The organism is Planococcus sp. TJ-307 (assembly GCF_058268435.1).
This window is the reverse complement of record NZ_JBZDOJ010000002.1, coordinates 166,574-182,834: the sequence shown is the minus strand read 5'-3', so window position 1 is coordinate 182,834 and position 16,261 is coordinate 166,574. Positions and strand designations below refer to the sequence as shown.

The 16,261-nt window shown below is 44.4% G+C and carries 13 protein-coding genes and 1 other RNA gene; 2 read left to right on the top strand and 12 right to left on the bottom strand.

Going from position 1 to position 16,261, the window contains the following annotated elements:
- Nucleotides 1–133 precede the first annotated feature (133 nt).
- The 9 genes from AC4EHK_RS07100 to AC4EHK_RS07060 all read right to left on the bottom strand — a co-directional run bounded on the left by AC4EHK_RS07100 (nt 134) and on the right by AC4EHK_RS07060 (nt 10,778).
- A complete protein-coding gene (locus tag AC4EHK_RS07100; RefSeq protein WP_490978096.1) occupies nt 134–892 on the bottom strand; it encodes an SDR family NAD(P)-dependent oxidoreductase in 759 nt (252 codons plus the stop codon).
- A gap of 94 nt (nt 893–986) precedes the next feature.
- Entirely contained in the window at nt 987–2,492 is a 1,506-nt protein-coding gene (locus AC4EHK_RS07095; RefSeq protein ID WP_490978095.1) for a carboxypeptidase M32, read from the bottom strand.
- A gap of 53 nt (nt 2,493–2,545) precedes the next feature.
- Nucleotides 2,546–4,453, bottom strand: coding sequence for an ATP-dependent DNA helicase (locus tag AC4EHK_RS07090; RefSeq protein ID WP_490978094.1), 1,908 nt, complete (start codon nt 4,451–4,453; stop codon nt 2,546–2,548).
- Between the two features lie 49 nt (nt 4,454–4,502).
- On the bottom strand, nt 4,503–5,639 hold the full coding sequence (locus AC4EHK_RS07085; RefSeq protein ID WP_490978093.1) for a THUMP domain-containing class I SAM-dependent RNA methyltransferase: 1,137 nt from the start codon (nt 5,637–5,639) through the stop codon (nt 4,503–4,505).
- Between the two features lie 467 nt (nt 5,640–6,106).
- Nucleotides 6,107–6,486: RNase P RNA component class B (rnpB, locus tag AC4EHK_RS07080), an RNA gene on the bottom strand.
- 47 nt (nt 6,487–6,533) lie between these two features.
- A complete protein-coding gene (gpsB, locus tag AC4EHK_RS07075; protein WP_006829902.1) occupies nt 6,534–6,827 on the bottom strand; it encodes a cell division regulator GpsB in 294 nt (97 codons plus the stop codon).
- A gap of 65 nt (nt 6,828–6,892) precedes the next feature.
- A complete protein-coding gene (locus tag AC4EHK_RS07070; protein ID WP_490978092.1) occupies nt 6,893–8,140 on the bottom strand; it encodes a ribonuclease H-like domain-containing protein in 1,248 nt (415 codons plus the stop codon).
- A 6-nt stretch (nt 8,141–8,146) separates the two neighbouring features.
- Entirely contained in the window at nt 8,147–10,417 is a 2,271-nt protein-coding gene (locus AC4EHK_RS07065) for a DEAD/DEAH box helicase (RefSeq protein ID WP_490978091.1), read from the bottom strand.
- Nucleotides 10,410–10,778, bottom strand: a complete 369-nt coding sequence (locus tag AC4EHK_RS07060; RefSeq protein WP_490978090.1) for a YppE family protein — start codon at nt 10,776–10,778, stop codon at nt 10,410–10,412. The genes AC4EHK_RS07065 and AC4EHK_RS07060 overlap by 8 nt, the downstream gene beginning before the upstream one ends.
- A gap of 333 nt (nt 10,779–11,111) precedes the next feature.
- Here AC4EHK_RS07060 and recU point away from each other — a divergent pair, with 333 nt between their 5' ends.
- Nucleotides 11,112–11,723 (top strand): Holliday junction resolvase RecU, encoded by a 612-nt coding sequence (gene recU / locus AC4EHK_RS07055; protein WP_490978089.1) that lies wholly within the window; start codon nt 11,112–11,114, stop codon nt 11,721–11,723.
- A 34-nt stretch (nt 11,724–11,757) separates the two neighbouring features.
- Nucleotides 11,758–14,502, top strand: coding sequence for a PBP1A family penicillin-binding protein (locus AC4EHK_RS07050; RefSeq protein WP_490978088.1), 2,745 nt, complete (start codon nt 11,758–11,760; stop codon nt 14,500–14,502).
- 46 nt (nt 14,503–14,548) lie between these two features.
- Here the strand turns inward: AC4EHK_RS07050 and AC4EHK_RS07045 are convergent, their stop codons facing one another.
- The 3 genes from AC4EHK_RS07045 to AC4EHK_RS07035 are packed head-to-tail and all read right to left on the bottom strand — an operon-like array spanning nt 14,549 to nt 16,256.
- Complete coding sequence (locus tag AC4EHK_RS07045; RefSeq protein WP_490978087.1) at nt 14,549–14,887, bottom strand: YpoC family protein; 339 nt, start codon at nt 14,885–14,887, stop codon at nt 14,549–14,551.
- Nucleotides 14,862–15,542, bottom strand: a complete 681-nt coding sequence (gene nth, locus AC4EHK_RS07040) for an endonuclease III (RefSeq protein WP_490978086.1) — start codon at nt 15,540–15,542, stop codon at nt 14,862–14,864. Before nth ends, AC4EHK_RS07045 begins: the two co-directional genes overlap by 26 nt.
- 12 nt (nt 15,543–15,554) lie before the next feature.
- On the bottom strand, nt 15,555–16,256 hold the full coding sequence (locus AC4EHK_RS07035; RefSeq protein ID WP_490978085.1) for a DnaD domain-containing protein: 702 nt from the start codon (nt 16,254–16,256) through the stop codon (nt 15,555–15,557).
- Between the last annotated feature and the right edge of the window lie 5 nt (nt 16,257–16,261).

Sequence of the window (16,261 nt, the reverse complement as noted above, 5' to 3'; positions counted from 1 at the left end):
AAAGCGTCCGGCTGGAGCGCAGGATTCCGTATAAAACCTGACCAAATGAGATTTTATTCTTTTGGTCTCGTAAATATTCTTTTGTCTAAAAGCTCAAACATCCTTCCCGATTTTGGGAAGGATGTTGTTTTTCTTATGAAAATCCATGGATGGACATGCCGCCATCAACAAAGAGTGTTTGGCCGGTAATATAGCTTGCTGCGTCTGATGCTAAAAATACAACTGGAGATGCTACTTCCGGCAATTCCCCAACACGCTTCATTGGAGTAACAGCCAGTATGGACTCCAAGTATTCGGAATCGCTTAGTATTTTTTCAGTTAAAGGCGTTTTGAAATACCACGGCCCGATCGCGTTGACGCGGATATTCTTCGGTCCCCATTCCATCGCCATGACCTTGGTCATCTGAATGATCGCAGCTTTGGACGCTGCATAAATAACGCCAGTTTTCAGTGCACGGTCTCCTCCAACTGAGCTGATGTTAATGATCGAGCTGCCGCTGTCCATCTTTTTGACAGCTTCCTGCGAAAACATAAAAACGCTTTGTGCGTTGGTATCCATAATTTGATGCCATTCCGCGTCAGTAGCATCCGATAACGAAGAACGAATGTTCATTCCAGCATTGTTTACCAAAATGTTAATCGCTCCAAACTGCTCAACTGTTTTTTTCACTGCAGCTTGAATATCGCTGCGTTTTGTTATGTCTGCAATTATGTATGCTGTGCGGTCATTGCCAATTTCCTGCTGGGTCTGCTGCAGATCTGATTCGGTACGCGCCACCAGCATCACATTGGCACCTGCCTCTGCAAGCGCCATGGCAATTGCTTTGCCAATTCCTTTGCCCGCTCCCGAAACAATTGCCGTCTTGCCTTCCAAACTGAATGATTTTAACATCGTTTATCGCCTCCGTCTTTATTATAATCAAACAATTCGCTAATTGTCTTACTAAATAAGAAAAACCGCCATGAAAACTCACGGCGGCTGGTGCTTATTGTTCTAACTGGTAGATTTTCGAATACTTTTCTTCTAAATAGTCGGCTAAATAATCCGGGTTTAAGCCTTCCCCAGTCACATCTTTTAAAATATCCAATGGCTTTTTGAAAGCGCCGTGTTGGTGAATATTTTTAGTCAACCACTCACGAATCGGCTGAATGTTGCGGTCCGCCAAAAGCTCATCGAAATTCGGCAAGTCTTTCAGCATCGCGTTTTTAAACTGAGCAGCATACATATAACCTAAAGCATATGAAGGGAAGTAGCCAAAGCTTGCGCCTGCCCAGTGAACATCCTGCAGTACGCCTTCTGCATCATTAGATGGGCGAACGCCCAAATATTCTTCGTATTTATCGTTCCACAACTTCGGCAAGTCGCTTACTTGAAGGTCGCCATTAAACAGACCTTTTTCAAGTTCGTAGCGCACCATGATGTGCAAAGCATACGACAGTTCATCTGCTTCAATGCGGATCAACGAAGGTTTGGACTCATTGATGGCACGCACGTAATCCACTAACTCAACGTCTGCAAACTGTTTCGGTGCATATTCTTTCAACAAGCTGAAGTTTTGCTGCCAAAAATGTTCGTTGCGGCCAATAAAGTTCTCACAAAATAAGGACTGCGACTCATGAATGCCCATAGATGCACCCGTTTCAATCGGCAAACCTGCCAATAGCTCACCCAAGTTCTGCTCATACATGGCGTGGCCGCCTTCATGAATGGTGCCAAAAACAGCTGTCCGGAAATCAGCTTCGTCGTATTTGGTAGTGACACGGGTATCCTGGCGATTGATGGAAATCATAAACGGGTGAACCGTCTCATCCAATCTTCCTGCTTCAAAGTCATAGCCTAGCTGCTCCAGCATCTGGCGGCTGAAATCCTGCTGCGCTTCTTTTGGAAAATGCTCGTATAAAAAGGCTGTCTCCGGTTTGTTTGGAGAAGCCGCAATTTTCTGCACGAGCGGCACAATGCGTTCACGCAGTTTACCGAATACTTCATCAAGTACTTCTGTGGTCATTCCAGGTTCGTACTGATCGAGCAATGTATTGTAAGGGCTGCCGTTTTTCTCGCCCCAATAGCCAATCATTTTCTTGGTCGTGCTGACCAGCTCTTCCAGATAAGGAAGAAACAACGAAAAATCTGAAGCTTCCTTGGCGTTTTCCCAAACAGATTCCGCTTTGGATTGCAGGATGATGAACTTTTTGTATTCTTCCGGCGGAATTTTCTTGCTCAAATCATATTCTTTCCGCGCTTCTTCTACAGAACGGCGAATATATGGATCAAGTGTCGCCTGTTCCGCTTCCAAAGAACTCAGCAATTCGCCAAATTTATCGGAAGTCGACAAATTGAATACTTCCTCCGACAAGGTACCGATCGTTTCAGAGCGCAATTCCACTCCTTTTTTCGGTGCACCGGTACGCAAATCCCAGTACAATAACGCAATTGCTTCATTATAGCCTTTGATCTTGCTGAAGTGTTCGGTAAACTGCTTTTCGAATGACACAAAAATCCCTCCAATGGTTGATGTGACTATTGTATCACAAGCAACCGAATCACTTAAAAGTTTTCAGCAGGAACCGGCAGAATGGTTTCCCATAAATGCTCGACACGCAATTCGTCTTCATTGAGCAATAAATGAATCTCGCCGTAATCATTTGACGTACGGATCAAACGGCCAATGCCCTGCTGGATGCGTAGCTGCATAAATGGCAAATCAATTTCTTCCAGCGGGTTGTTGCTGAATTTGCGTTTGGCATCAAAAACCGGATCTTTCGGTGGAAACGGCAAATCGACGATGATGACTTTGGTTAATGCCTCACCCGGTAAATCGAGGCCTTCCCATAGATGATAGGAACACAAAATCTGGAACTTTCCACTCTGGAATTCCTTGACCACTGTCGACAGCTCGCGGTCTCCTTCAAATTCGATGGTGTATTGATGATCCAATGGAAGCGACTTTTTGAAATTGTCCATTTCCATTTTCGAAGTGAACAGAACGAGCGACTGGTCGCCTGTGCTGAATAGGTCATAAACTCGTTCAAACTTCTGGTTTTGCTCGAGCGGGTGCTTGAAGATTTTCATAACATCCTCATAATCAAATGGCGACGGTACCGAAAACGATTGGTATTTGTCGATTCCCAAGCTGTCTGACAAGTAGGTAAAATCTTTTTGGATTGATAAAGTAGCCGAAGAAAAAATGATTGGAATCTTTCCATCAAACAATTTTTCATCCAATATATCGGTAACGAGGCGCGGCATGATAACCAGTGTCTCTATTTCATCTTTAATTTCCAGCCATGTGACGGCGTCGCCTTCTTCTACGAATAAACGCATAGAGAATGTGTATTGTTCGAAATACTCTTCAGCCAACCGCAGTTCGTATTCCGGAATGGTGAACAGCTCGCCTTCAAAGACGAATTCTTCCATCATCAAATCGATGTGGCGAATCAGCAACTTGCCGACTTGGACCAATTCCGGAGCTTTAGTGATGGCTTTGCGGTCTTCATCGCTTTTAACGGTATGAATGCGCAGCAGGCGGAAAAAATCATTGTGAAGATCGATCGTCTGCTCGATCATGTTCAAAGTTTTTTCGCGCATGCCGTCGGAAAGGATGCTTTCTGTAACGTCTTGAAGCGTGCTTTCCTGCACTTCATATGTCAATGCACGCTGGGCTGCAAATTCCAGCAAATGCCCTTCATCGAGCACAATTTGCGAGAATTCAGGAAGCAATGGCGTCTGGCCTTCGCGTTTGCGCGTTTCTTTTGTCCAAATGTGCTCCATTAGGAAATCATGCGAACAAATGACCAAATCTGTCGCTTGACGATAATGGTTGCGGTGAATGGTCTGTCCGCATTTATTGCGCATGTCGCAGGCATTGCAGTTTTGAATCGGGTGGTAATTGACTTGCTGCCATTCTTCATCCGTAACTTCCGGATAGCTCGAGCGTTCGCCATACGGATACGTGTTTTGCATTGAGTACGTTTTGTTGACGAATTCTGGCAGACTGTATTCAATGTCATCCAGAAAATCAGCATCACTGCGCTTTTTGGCCCCTTCCAGGCGTTGAAGACATAAATACTGATCGCGTGATTTCGCCAAACGGACATCCAGATTCAAATCAAATAAATCATTCAGGCGGTCGACATCTCCACCTTTTTTGACCAATTGCTCAATCAAAGTCTCGTCTGCACACGAAATAAGTGCCGGCTTGCCTGTGTAACGTGCATACGCAATGGCAGGAAGTAAATAAGCCATTGTCTTCCCGGTGCCGACGCCCGCTTCTGCAAACAGGACTGCTTTTTCTTTTAATGCCTGCTCGATTTGGAACGACATAAAAATTTGTTCATCGCGCAGGTCATAGCCTTTTTCAGGCAATTCATCGTAAAATACATCGCCGATCCAGTCATTGAGTGATTCAAAGAAAGTTTTGTCCTTTGATAAAGGAAATGGTAGTGGCTGTCTCATAAACTCTCCTCACAGAGAAACGGAAGAGCCACTGCCCTCCCGTTTCGTCTCATTTATTTTTTGAACGTTCTCCCCAGAATTGGAAAAGATCCGTACGGATAAATCCGTTGAATAATTTGCGTTTTTTCGTAGCTGGCTGTCCGTAAAGCGTTTCAAAACGCCCCATCGATGACAGCATGTATATGGACCATGTCGGATGCTTAGCAAATACACGACCCATGTCCGCAATCATTTCTTCAATAATTTCAATTTCGCCCAGACGTTCCCCATAAGGCGGGTTGCCGACAACAACGCCGTTTTCTTCTGTTGTGGTGAAATCCTTCACTTGGCGCTGTTCAAATTGAATCAAATCGGCAAAGCCGGCTTCCCGGGCATTTTCTTCCGCAATTTTCAGCATGCGGTGGTCGATGTCTGTGCCCAGAATATTTAGAGGCTGGTCATAATTTGCCAGCTCTTCCGCTTCTTCGCGAACCTCATCCCAAATTTCCTGGCCAATCCATGGCCATTCTTCGCTGTCGAAATCGCGATTGTAGCCAGGCGCCAAATTTTGGCCAATCATTGCCGCTTCAATGGCAATAGTACCCGAACCACAGAACGGATCGACGAACGGACGGTCAGGCGTCCATCTTGATAGTTTCACCAAAGCTGCAGCCAAAGTTTCTTTCAATGGGGCTTCACCTTGATCTAAACGGTAGCCGCGTTTGTGCAGCCCTGCTCCGCTCGTATCAATGGACAATTGCACTTTGTCTTTCAGAATCGACACTTCGATTTTAAAGCGCGGTCCGGTTTCATCCAAGAAGGAATTGCGGTGATAGGCTTTTTTCAAGCGCTCGACAATTGCTTTCTTAACGATCGACTGGCAGTTTGGCACACTGTGCAGCGTCGATTTTACGGATTTCCCTTGTACTGGAAATTCCGCATCCACCGGCAGGAATTTTTCCCACTCGATTTCTTTTGTGCGTTCAAACAATTCATCAAAGGTATACGCGTTGAACTCCCCAGCAATGATTTTAACGCGGTCAGCTGTCCGCAGCCACAAGTTGGTTTTGGCGATATCGCGTTCATTTCCTTCAAAAAACACTTTGCCGTTTTCAGTCTCTGTTTCATACCCTAATTCTTTTACTTCGTTGGCGACAATGGACTCCAGGCCCATCGCGGCGGTTGCGAGCAATTTAAATGTTGTCATAACGACTCCCTCTCCAGTTGTTCACTATTTCAGATTTCAATGTTTGTTTGTATTGATGGTCAATTGACCTACCTATATATTTTCAGTGTATAGGTTAATCTCTTTTTAATATTAACTCCTTTTCTGCTGTTGATATTCCGCAAACCAACTCCGCTTTCTTGCGGGCTTGCGCCGAACTAACTCGGACTTGCTGTCCGAGTGGATTTCGGCACTTCGCTATACCGCGGGAGTCTCCGTTGGCGTGCTCCATATCTTTATAAATCAGAAAAATAAGGAAGCAAATTTTATAAATCTTGTAGGTTATTCCGCAAAACATTTAAGTTTATATTCTCTGGATATCTCTTAGAAGAAAGCGTCACCCTGAAAAGACTTCTTCAAAATCTATACTTTTAACATTTCGACTCATAATATGAAGAAAAGCTCCCCGACAGGAGAGCCTTTGATAAGCATTTAAAGACCATGTGAAATTCTATAAGCCATGTTTTGTTTCCACGTACTCAAACAGTTTGCACCTCGTACTAGTGGACAGCAACCATCTATCTGCAAGCTTGCGCCTGCCTCTTCATCGGTTCATTTCCTTCAGAAAAGTGCCCCTACCATAATTTGGGTTTCTCGCTCACGGGGTTTACCTCGTTCCACCTGCATAATTTCTTATACAGCTCCGTCACTGTGGCACCTTCAGGGTATTTAGGCCATATCCGAAGACTTAGGCGTTCTACCCGCCGTCAGCTATTGCTAGCTGCCCCAGCTTATTGTTTCACTGGGCGCGAACACTACGGTCATCTCAGAACCGTGCGAGCATGGACTTTCCTCTCCAGCATAAATGCCGGAGCGATTGCCAGAATTTCAAATGGCTTTACTAGTATACGTCATTTGGCACAATAAAACAATCGTTTAGTTATTGTCCAGTTTGTTGCCGAATACATGATTTTCAAGATGGGACAAGCGGCGCAGAATATCGAAGTTTGTCGTTCCCGGTGCCGGCGTTGCCTGTTTTCTTGGCGTGTCTTCCAGTTCCATGCGCAAGCGTTTGTTTTCGTTTTCAAGTTGTTCAATCCGCTTGGCAAAAGCTTCATAATCCTGTATCACTTCATCCAGAAAATGATCTACTTCATCCTGGTTGTACCCACGCATTGCTGTTTTGAAATCTTTTTCTAAAATATCCTTTGATGTAAATTTATTGTCCATTCCAATCGTCCTTCCATAAAAAAGCTACATTACAATAAGTATATCATAAGGTGGATTTTTCGTGCTTAGTTCTCGGCAACTTCAGGACTTTTTTTACGTTTTTTCTCTTCCAGGCGCACTTGCCGCTTGCGAATGTCCAGGATCAACGACTCCCGGACTTTTGTATGCTCACTCGCTTCTTTTGCAAAACCAGCCATGATTATCGCTTGATCCAAGTCCCGCAATTGATGTTCGTAGAGTTTTGATGCGTGAATCCACGCTTCCACTTCGATGCTGCCGCGCAAGTGAGGCGCTGCTTCTTTAAACAGTTTGACCGCTTCTTCGTGCATGCCCGCTCTTTTTTTCTGGATGGCCAACAAATAACGTGCCAACGCAGAAGAAGCCCCCCGTTCCACCGTCACATGTTCCAAATACGCTGCGCTTTGGTCAAATTGTTTTAAGTCCGCGTACCACTTACCAATATTGGTATAGGCGCCACTTGTTTCCGACTCCATATCCTCCATCAGCAAATTGGATGACAGCACATACAGCGACACGAGCGAAAGAATATCCAGCTCGTTGTGGTACAGAACTTTTGCCAAACCGTCTGGAAAACCGCTCTTTACAGCATCCAAGTAGATAGCAGGAATTAAGTAGCCAGGCACATCTCCTTGCCGCGCAAATCCAAGCTTTTCTTCTTCAATGGTACTGAGCTTCATTCGGGCCAGTTCATTTTTCCAAATTCGCTTTGTGCCATGAAACAAATCAATCTGGCGCGGCACCGGCAGCTTAGGAAGAATATTTCGGTGCATGGTCCAGCGGGATGTTAGTTGCGGCCAATCGAAGCTTTTGCCGTTATAAGAAAAAATGATGGGATCATCTGTTTTCCATAAGCCCGTTTCGTATAGAAACGCAGCTTCATGCGAAGGATCCGGCATGATGTATTGCATCATTTCAAAATGGTCGCTGCGCTTGACCAACAGGCCAATCAAAAAAATGTACGCTCCGGTTCCGCTGAGGCCCGTTGTTTCGGTATCGAAAAAGACAAGGGGATCTTGTTCTTTTAGTTTAAAGGGATGTTCAAAGTCAACATTTTTCCAAGCCCTCAGCACAGGATCCAGTTCATTTAATACAACTGACCCGTGCCGGGTATCAAACGGATAAATGATTTTCTTGCGAAAAACGAAACCAAATTTATTTTCAATGAGTTCCAGCCCAATCCCATTCCACTTCTCTACGTGCAACGGCCGCTCTGCAGCTTTGGGCTGTTGTTTTTTTGCCGGCTGTTTTTTCAGCATGCCTTTCATCTGGAGAAGTTTGTTTTCAAATGACATATTCTTTCACTCCTCTTTGCGAAGCTCGTCCAATAGCCTTATCACATGGCTTTTCATGCTGATGGCCGCATCCTGCGCACCAATGCATGATGGACACCCATCGAGGCATGGACATTCCGAAATGTGCTGCTGCGCTTTATCAAGCAAAGGCTTCCACAAGTCGTAAATTCGTTCGCTGATTCCGATGCCGCCTGGATAGGAATCATGTATGAAAAACGATGGCATATCGTTATGGGGCGATTTTACTTGCGGCACCACATGAACGTCTCTACGGTCACATTGAACAAACACAGGAATAAACGATTCAATGGCGTAAGCCGCTCCGGTCATCGTATCCGACAATTCCGCTTCGGAAAAATCTTCGGGCTTGGCAAAGCTCAGCCAAGTTGACGAAGTATGAAGCTCTTCCGGCGGCAGTGAAATCGGCCCTGAGCCAATATTGTCATGCGAATCAAATCGTATTTTTTTGAAAATCGTTGGCATCGCCAAGACAGCAATATCTCCATAAAAAACTTCCGAAGCGTTCATTTGCTTGTCTTTGTCTTCGCTCATCACTTTCAGCTCTACTGCCAAGTTGGCATCGGTGAAATAATCCACGTCGACTTCTCTGACATAGGCTTTCTTTTCTTCCCAGTCCAGGATCTCTACTTGAAACTGAGTTCCTTGATGAAGGTAAATCGCTTCCTCGTGCAGCAGCGTCATTGCACTAAAGCGATCCATTTCACCAATCACGCGTGTATCGGACGGAACGGATTGATCGATGATGACGACGTTTTCCTGTGAGGCCGATCGCAAAGAGATATCGTGTGCAGGAAAGCGGTCGCTCATCCAATGCCAGCGATCCGATGTCCGCACAAGTACCCCTTCTTCTTGCAGATATTCCAGCAGTTCCTGAACTTCGAATTCTCCGTACTGATCATCAATGCGAAATGGCAGTTCAAAAGAAGCACATTTCAAATGGTCCATCAAGATGATGATGTTTTCCGGATGAATGCGTGCTTCTTCCGGCGATTGGTCCAGCAAGTATTCGGGATGGTTAATGATGTATTGATCCAGTGCAGTTGACTGCGCCACATAAATAACCAGTGACTCATCCTGACGGCGTCCCGCGCGTCCTGCCTGTTGCCAAGCACTGGCGATGTTGCCAGGATAACCGGTCATAATGCACGCTTGGAGTTGGCCAATGTCCACACCAAGTTCCAACGCGTTGGTGGACACGACACATTGAATTGAACCATCGCGCAATCCCTTTTCAATAGCGCGCCGTTCCGTCGGCAAATAGCCTCCACGGTAGCCTTTGATCGAATCATCCTGCAGTTTCATTTTCGTGATGGCCTGCAAATACGTTACCAGCATTTCAACGCGGACCCGGCTTTTGGCAAAGACTATCGTTTGAATGCCATTTTTTATCAGGTGTGTGGCCAAATCGCGAACTTCCAGTATCGCACTTCTGCGAACGCCGAAAGTCGGATGAATAATCGGCGGATTGTAAAAGACAATGTGTTTTTTGCCAGAAGGTGCACCGTTTTGATCAATCAGCTTATGTGTGCTGTTGGTCAGATTTTCTGCCAATTCTTTCGGATTGGCAATGGTGGCCGAAGTGCAGATGAAAACCGGATTACTGCCATAAAATTCACAGATCCGTTTCAGCCTGCGAATGACATGCGCCACGTGTGTTCCGAATATGCCTTTATAAGTATGCAGTTCATCGATTACTATATAATGAAGGTTTTCAAAAAGCGAAACCCATTTTGTGTGATGCGGCAAGATCGCTGAATGCAGCATGTCCGGGTTGGTCATAACGATTTGCCCTGCTTTGCGCACTTTGGTCCGGATTGCCGGAGAAGTGTCCCCGTCATACGTATAAGACAGAATCTCTTCTTCCGTTTTCTCAATCAAATCGTGCAAATCACTTTTTTGATCCTGTGCCAATGCTTTTGTGGGAAACAAGTACAAAGCACGTGCGCCCGGATCGTTTAGTATTTTGTGCAGCACCGGCAAATGATAGCAATAAGATTTGCCGGAAGCTGTCGGCGTAACTGCGGTAAACGAATTGCCGGAGATCGCCAAGTCAAATGCTTCGCGCTGATGCGTATACAATTGTTCAATGCCTTTTTTTCGCAAAGCTGCTTTTAGGCTGTCGTGCATCTCTGGAGGAAATTCGGCGTACCGTGCTGGTTTTTCCTGCCGTGTATGCCAATGGACAATCCGTTCCATCATATCAGGTTCTGTTTTCCATTCATTCATCAATTTAGGCAATTTCTTTCGCTTAATCATTCTCAGCACTCTTTTCATCGATGGCCAGCATAAATGTCTGCAGCGTGTATTGAGCCGCTTGAATGGTTTGAATAAAACGTTTCTTGCTGGTTTCCTTATAAAAACTTTGAACAAAAAACTGCGCCATGCCTTCTGCCGCGGTGTCGATTGTCGGCTTATGGACATACTTCGGCCGCTCTTGCTGAATATAGAAAAGGGATTCCCTTTGCCATTCATTTATTTTGCCGTGCCAGTAGTCAGCATATGGTTTAACATCTTTATAAAAGTCCGGGACCGCGTCCGTTTCACGCATTTCAAAAAAGCGGTCCTGGCATTTTCCGCATTCGTCATATAATGCAGAAGAGAGTTCTCTAACTGTCATTTTGCAACCCCTCCATTGCCATTAGTTTATCATATTCCCGAAAACGGCACGACTTTTATCGAACAGACATTCCTTCCATTTGGAACAAGTAAAGAAATCCGTTATTATTAAAGGATATACAAGTGATGGATTCGTAGACTCGTTTATAGGGAAGTATATATAGAATATGCATTTTGGCTATCTACAAAATTAAACTGACCCAGCGAACCGGAAGCAAATGTTTTTAAAGCAACAATCCAAACCGTCAATTCTCCGACTTAAATTGTTGAAACCTTTCATCATATCAGTCGTCTAAAAGCTTGTGATATGATAGAGTAAGCGAGGTGTGTCACAATGGCAATCAATTATCCTAATGGTAAAAAGTTTGTTCCGTCCAAAGAACAGCCAACCAAAGAACAAACGGCCAAGAAAAAGAAGAAAGACTTTTCCTTTAGCAACCGAGGCAAAACACTTGAGGACGAGTTGAACGAAACCAATGATTACTATTTACAGTTGGGGCTGGCAGTCATCCACAAAAAACCGGTTCCACTTCAAATTGTTAAAGTGGAATACCCTTCCAGAAGTGCTGCGGTTATTCGGGAAGCATATTTTCAGTCTCCTTCAACGACCGATTACAACGGTGTTTGGAACGGAAAGTATATCGACTTTGAGGCAAAAGAAACAGAGAGCAAAACGTCGTTTCCATTAAAAAACATTCATGACCATCAAGTTCATCATATGTCCCAAGTGGTCAAACAAAACGGAGTGGCATTTATGATTATCCGTTTTTCATCCTGGCAACGATATTTTATTATGCCTTATGGAGAACTCGAAGTGTTTTGGAACCGAATGATGACAGGCGGAAGAAAATCAGTTACTTTACAAGAAATTGAAGAAACTTCTTTTGAACTAACACCTGGAGCATTTCCCCGCATTAACTACTTGCCTCTTTTGAACAAGCTTTAAGCAACATCATGTATACGAAAGCGAGGAACAAAACTTGAGCGATAAGCAAATTTCGCGTGAAGAACGCCGAAAAGCAATTGAACGCCAAAAGAAAACGACCAATAAAAAGAAAAAGAAATCTCCCGCAGTGACCTGGATCAAACGCATCGTATTGGCACTGGTGGCTATTGGGATAGCAGGGTTTGTTTTTGGAGCCTCTCTGTTTGCTTACTATGCAAGCAGCGCACCGGAAATTGATGAGGAACTGCTTCGTGATCCAATCAGCCCAACGTTCTATGCTGCAGACGGTGAAACAGAAATACCTTATATCACAGCAGAAAATCGGGAATATGTAAATTACGACGATATTCCGAAAACGATTGAAGATGCTATTTTAGCAACTGAGGATAACCGTTTTTACGATCATTCTGGGATCGACGTTATCCGCTTGGGCGGTGCAGTCATCGCCAACATTACTGGCGGTTTTGGCTCACAAGGTGCCAGCACGATTACTCAGCAAGTGATCAAAAATTCATTTTTGACAAATGACAAAACCTTAAAACGAAAAGCACAAGAAGCTTACTTGGCATTTAAGTTGGAACAAGAATACGAAAAAGAAGAAATATTTGAAATGTATTTCAATAAAATTCTGATGTCTGGCAATATTTATGGATTCGGAACAGCTTCGGAATATTTCTATGGCAAGCCATTAAGCGAGCTGACGCTTTCTGAAACGGCATTGTTGGCAGGAATGCCTCAAAGCCCGAACGGCTATAACCCGTTTAAAAATCCAGAACGTGCAGAAGAACGCCGAAATGTCGTTTTAAGCCTGATGGATCAGCATGAAAAAATCAATACTGAAGAAAAAGAAGCGGCTCAGGCAGTGCCTGTAATCGATTCATTAGTTCCAGAAGGTGAACGCCAACAGCAAACACCAAATGCTGAATACACTGCATTCATGGAAATGGTCGAGGACGAACTTGAGACACTCGAAGGCGATTACTCATTGGATGAAGGCCTGACAATTTACACAACTTTAGAACCTTTTGTCCAAACTAAAGTTAACGAAGCGATGGCTTCTGATTTGTTTTTTGATGACACAGTCCAATCAGCTATGACCGTCGTAGACACGAAAACTGGCGGAATCAGCGCTGTTGGTGCAGCACGTGAATATACTGGCGATGTCCGCCATAACTATGCAACGGCAAAAGATCGCGCTGTTGGATCAACAATCAAACCTTTATTGGACTATGGACCTGCCATCGAATACTTGGATTGGTCTACTGGCCAAACGGTTGTGGATGAGCCGTATTCTTACGAAGACAACGACCAGGAAATCCGTAATGTCGATGGTCAATTTCTCGGAACAATGACCATTCGCGAAGCACTGTATCGCTCACGCAACATCCCTGCAGTTAAAACATTGCAGGAAGTCGGTACAGAAAATGCAGGGGAATTTATGAGCAACGTTGGACTGAATATGGAAAACATTTATGAATCCACTGCTTTAGGAGCTGCTAATTTTTCTACAGTTGAAATGGCAGGTGCTTATGCAGCATTTGGAAACCAAGGGGAATTTAACAAACCACATACGATCAAGAAAATCGTTTTTCGTGACGGTTCAACTGAACAAATCGTAGCACCAGAACCCGTACAAGCAATGAAAGACAGCACTGCGTACATGGTAACAGACATGCTTAGAGATGCTGTCGACTTGAATGTACCTGGTTCTACCGGTAAAGAAGTTGCCATCAATGGGTTGGATATGGCCGGGAAAACCGGTACAACCAATTACTCACTTGCCGATCTTCAGGATTATGGACTAGACTCCACTTCCGCTTTGGATGTGTGGTTTGCAGGTTATACAACCGATTATTCCATTTCCGTTTGGAGCGGTTACCCAAACAGAGGTACTCCAATTGATACAGCATCAAATGAACGTCTACTGTCACAGCGCCTGTTTAAAAATGTCATGTCGGAGATTTCATCTCCAGAAACCGCTCGTTTTGAACAGCCAGAATCAGTAACCGAACAAGTGGTTGAAGTGGGTTCTGAGCCTTTAAAATTGGCTAGTGCATTCACCCCATACGGCATGAGAAGCTCTGAACTGTTTGCCCGCGGAACTGAACCAAATTCAGTTTCACAGCGTTATGTGGTAGAAGATTTAGCCACACCAACCAGATTGCGTGCAAATGTTCAAGGCAATTCAGCTCAGTTGTCTTGGAACTTTAATGATAACGATGTGTCTTTTGAGGTATCGGTAGAAGTCGATGGTTCGAGTTCCGTGCTCACCACATCACCAAGCCAGTCTTATACCTTCAATGGACTTGAAGAAGGAAAAACCTATACATTCCGCGTGGTGGCAGTTAACAGCACTCAGCGAAGCGATCCCGCATCGACCGTGGTAGAACTTGCAGCTGCGCCAGAAGAACCGGTGGAAGAACCGGTTGTTGAAGAACCTGTTGAAGAAGAGCCCGTTGAAGAAGAACCGGTTGTAGAAGAGCCGGTCGAAGAAGAGCCCGTTGAAGAAGAGCCCGTTGAAGAACAACCAGCAGAAGAACAACCAGCAACAGAAGAACCGGTTGTTGAAGAACCTGCTGTAGAAGAGCCCGTTGATGTTCCGGAAGAACCTACTGAAGAAGAAGAAAGTGAAACACCTTCAGCAAATAGCAGTGGGAACCGAAACAATGATGAAGATAACGGCAATGGGAACGATAATGAAAACAGCAATGAAAATGATAATGGCAACCGAAATAACGACAACCAAGATACTGAAAATGACAGTGAAAACAATAATTAAACCTTCAAAAACCCCCGAATGCTTTTGCATTCGGGGGTTTGTCATTTTATTCATTTAAATGCTTGAATTCAATACGCTTTCTTGCAATTGCTTTCTTCAGTTCGGTAAACAACTCATCCAATTGGCGGTAAGCCGCATAACTACCTGGAGAAGCCTTAATAAATGATAAGCGCTCAGAGCCATTCAACGGCTCAAATTTGCTGTTTTGCAACGCGTTGCGGCAATGAGCCAATAAATGAATATACAGTTCAATACCTGTCTGTGTGGCTTCTTTTGAGCGTTTATCCCGCTGACTGTGCAGTTGGGATAACTCTGTGGAGATTTTTTGCCACTCCAAAAAATACGGATCAATCTGTTCTTTAGTTAACTTCTGTAACGATTTCATGTTTGATGAGTCCTTTTTTCTCACGTTTTTGCCCTTCACGGCATCGGTCGAATAATGGACAGATATGGCAGCCCGGATTTTGTGATTTGCAATGATAACGGCCAAAAAAGATAATCTGGTGATGGGTTTTTGACCAGTCATCTGCCGGTGTTTTTTTCATAATGGTTTCTTCCACTTGAAGCGGATTGTCTTTCCAGCGATTCAAACCGAGGCGTTTGGCCACACGTTCAACATGTGTATCTACTGCCAAGGCCGGAATTCCAAAAGCAACGGAAACGACTACATTGGCTGTTTTTCGTCCAACTCCTGGAAGCGTCATTAAGAGATCCCGATCGGCTGGCACGGTACTATTTTGTTCATCGATAAGGATCCGGCTGAGTGCCTGGATGTTTTTTGCTTTGTTGCGGAACAAACCGATTGAGCGGATGTCCTGCTGCAGTTCTTCCAGTGAAACCGACACATAATCCTCAGGCGTATGATATTTCTGGAATAAATCAGCCGTTACCCGGTTCACCAGTTTGTCTGTGCATTGTGCCGACAGGAGTGTCGCGATCAATAAATCAAACGGATTTCGGTGAACCAATTCACAATGGGCATCTGGAAACATAGCATCCATCTCTTCCAAGCAAACAAGCCATTCTTTTTTAGACATCATCTATATCACCTTCTAATTGCGGTCTTCCAGCCAATTGTAAAACTGTACTTTTTTCGCAACGTTCTCTGTCGGCTGAATCCGAATATTTTTCTCTCTGAAAGAACTTGCATGTTTCGTCACTTGTGTAGAGGTTTTTATGTTTTTCTTTTTCCATTCGAATAAGATCCGGTCTACATAGCGCAGGCTGATTTTTTGCGAAATAACCGCTTCTTTCAACGCCATTCGGATTACATCCGGTGTATGGCCATCCTGGTCCATCCACATGGAAATGGTCTCAATTTCCATCGGCGACAGGAATCGCCCAAACTCCTGCTCAAACAATTGGAAGATCTCTCCTTCCAATTCCTTTTGGGTGTTTTCTTTCGTTTCGTGCTGTTCTTTAAATACACAGTCCAGTAACCGATCCCATAAAGGCTGCAGGGAAATGATCTCTGTCAGCACATCATGTTCAGTCGTTTGGTCAATGGCCAAATATCCTTGTTGCATTAATTTTTGCAACATGGTCGTTACGCTTTTTTGCGAAGTCATCATGCGTGCACCAATTTCGTCAGGCGTCGGAAACTGGTTTCCGGTTTGTTGAAATGCCTGAATGTGCATAAGCAGCATGGCTTCTTCGTCTGTAATCTTCAGCTCTTTATAAAACTGAAAAAAAAGCTGGGAAATGTTAACATTCCCCTGCTCGATCCACGTTTGCAGCCGATTAGGTTGTTTCATATCCC